The sequence below is a fragment of the Cysteiniphilum litorale genome (assembly GCF_003428165.1).
In the GTDB taxonomy this organism is placed as follows: Bacteria; Pseudomonadota; Gammaproteobacteria; order Francisellales; family Francisellaceae; genus Caedibacter; species Caedibacter litoralis.
This window is the reverse complement of the sequence record NZ_QLIQ01000096.1, coordinates 1-2,948: the sequence shown is the minus strand read 5'-3', so window position 1 is coordinate 2,948 and position 2,948 is coordinate 1. Positions and strand designations below refer to the sequence as shown.

The 2,948-nt window shown below is 35.4% G+C and carries 2 protein-coding genes; both read left to right on the top strand.

Going from position 1 to position 2,948, the window contains the following annotated elements; translation table 11 throughout:
• A partial coding sequence (locus tag DNJ75_RS14530; protein ID WP_188618960.1) for an HU family DNA-binding protein occupies positions 1-167 on the top strand: 167 nt, incomplete at its 5' end.
• Positions 167-1,117: an Rpn family recombination-promoting nuclease/putative transposase gene (locus DNJ75_RS14525; protein WP_117004154.1), complete on the top strand. Its 951-nt coding sequence runs from the start codon at positions 167-169 to the stop codon at positions 1,115-1,117. The genes DNJ75_RS14530 and DNJ75_RS14525, both read left to right, overlap by 1 nt.
• Positions 1,118-2,948 lie beyond the last annotated feature (1,831 nt).

Below are 2,948 nucleotides of genomic sequence, written 5' to 3'. Positions count from 1 at the left end.
AGGGGGAGTCTGTCAGCTTTACAGGCTTTGGTAAATTCAGTGTTGGTAAGCGTGCAGCCCGTAGTGGGCGTAATCCAAAAACAGGCGCACCATTAATGATTAAAGCGGCTAAATTGCCTAAATTTACGGCGGGTAAGTTATTAAAAGATGCGGCTAATGGTAAATAATGACTGACAATAACGAGTCAAGCAACAACTTACCGACACCCCACGATGTCTTTTTCAAAGCCAACTTAGCCGAAAAAAGCAAAGCCAAAGCGTTACTGAAACAGATATATTCAAAGGAGTTGGTGGGCAAGCTTGATTTAAAACATTTGAAGCAAATGCCGACTGAGTTTATACAGCACAATTTGCGTAAAGTGGTCGGTGATGTGCTTTATATGACTAAGCTTAATGATAAAGATGTTTATCTATATTTTCTTTTTGAGCATCAAAGCACCAGTGATGAACTAATGGCGTTTAGATTGTTGCTGTATGTGGTACAGATCATGCAACAGCATTTGCAACAGGGAAATAATAAGTTACCTATTGTTTTACCAAGCGTCATCTATCATGGCAAAGAGTCACCTTATCCTTACTCTACCGACTTGATGGACTGCTTCGATGATAAAGAAATAGCCAAAGAATATATGTTCAAGTCATTTAACTTGCTTGATTTAACGATCATGAGTGATGATGATTTAGGGAAATTTGACGTTAATTTAGTTTTTGAATATATGCTGAAACACAGTCGCGATAACCTAGCAGATAAGCTGATAGAATGGCTGTTACAGTACCCGAATCAAGCGATTTATTTCATAAAATCTGGCAATAATCTGTTAAATCAAGTATTCTCTTATATAGAAAGTCGCAATGATGTTGACAGTGAAGCGATAGATAAATTAATCGGTGTCATTAATGATAATACAGGTGGTGAGTTTATGAATTACCTAGAAAGGCGAGAACAAAAGGCAGAACAACAAGGTATGCAACAAGGGCGTTTTTTGGAAAAAGAAGAAACTGCACGTAATTTTTTAAACATGGGTATTGATGTAGAAAAAGTCGTGCAAGGTACTGGACTTGATCTTGATACTGTCCTTAAACTTAAAAAAGAAATTAGCACTAAGACGAAACACTAGCCTTAAAGATTTAGGACAAAAGTCCCACTTCGGGTTAAACTTTAGACAAAAACATGTCTCGTGCGATAAGAGATAATCCGTAAATATTTTGATTTAAGTTGAACGAAAAGCCTTATTTGAAAGCATCTGAAAAATATTTACAAAATAATAACAAGGCAAATGAAATCTTAGCTTTTAAAAATGCAGTCAATCAAGATTCAGTCCAAAATTCCCACTTCGGTATAAAATTTAACCTTTAAAGGCTGTTGTGCTAAAGGGTGAAAAGTGTCAGTATTTTCCAATACCCCTTGTTAAGCTACGTGCTTTTACAGACCACCCTGACTATTTTCGCGTGAAATATACCCAATAATATTGCTAAAAGGCGTGTTAAGGTACAAACGCTGAGCCGCCACATTCACAAAAAACACTCCATTTCCTTTTTTCTTACCACAATCGTGGTCACAAAATAGGAAATGCGGCAGTTAAATCTTAGGTGCTAAGATTCAGTGACGCATTAACCTCTGTTGCTCTGGCACGACTTTAGTCCATTCGTTTAAAAAGCAATCAATATAGGTGTCTATTGCTCTACCCCAAGTAATGTAAAGTGCTTTGATAGTGTAAGCTCCTGAAGTTGCGCTCTGGGCTAGTCTGACTGTAAATAATACAATATGCCAAAGTTACCGCTGAAAATACCCTGTTTGGAAGAACCCCCAAAAATGGGGATCGTTTTTTGTTCAGTGCGCTTAAAGTTAAAAATATGATAAATCACCGATAATTTAACGTCATAAGTGCAAATAACAATCAGAATTAACATTTAAAAACATGAAAACGCCAATAAATTCGATTTAAGCGTATTTTTTATTAATTTTGAACGATTGCATTGGCATATTTAAGATAATTAAACAGCGCCCAAATATGAAAGCTGAATTTTTAACCAAAATTGCTAAAAAAATGGAATTTTAGACTGCTTTTGAAAATGTAAGGAAAAATATGTACGCGCTATAAGCCGAAAATCGTCAATTTTTTAAAAATTTGCATATTTGACTTAGGTTGACGGTCACATTTTGTTAGCTGAATATTTAGGACAAATCGGCAAAGTTGCTGTTAAGAGTTCTTCGCTGAGGTGCCACAGATAACAAAATCAAAGGTAATCAAAGGCGAGTTTAAACCAACTCCAAGCCATATATAATATAGGCTTGTGCTATATTATTGCTTGCTGTCAATGCCAGTGTAATTGTCGTTAGTGCTAATTAAGTTCTCTTTGCTGAGCCGCCACAAGGCTGTTTTTCCAGATAGCACTGCTTTTTCCCAAAAAGTACCTTAATACTATATTTTATATAGCTTTTATAACTATTCACTTTTTTAAAACTAATCGCCTATCGCTTATCTGATTGCTTTAGTATCAAGGCTTGTCACGTTTTTACAAAAAAAATATTTATTGGTGATTACACCTCTGTGGAGGAAGTGACAGGAATGCAAGATCATATTTTAAACAACACCTTAGCAATCGCTTATGGGGTAAGGGCTATATGGCAATTATTAAATCATCATGAGGTTTACTGACGTATTCTAACTGCGCTATAGATTCTATGCACAGTCCTCCAATTTTCCCTGTTTTGAAAAATTTACATGGCTTAACATCATAAACCATAAGAATTTTAGTGTTATCTGATGCAGTCAAGGTACTTTTATTATTGGGAGGAAGAGAGGGTAAAAGACACCTTGACTAAGCACTGGGAATTATAGATAAACTGGGCTTAACTGCAACTCAAATGCGATGATTTTGCTAATTTGATACAAAATTCAAACATTGTTGTAATCTTTATTACGATTTAACATATACCTTGTTATG

What these genes read in the sequence shown, in the direction of transcription:
- DNJ75_RS14525 (WP_117004154.1), top strand. Translation starts at nt 167, where the DNA reads ATGACTGACAATAACGAGTCAAGCAACAACTTACCGACACCCCACGAT.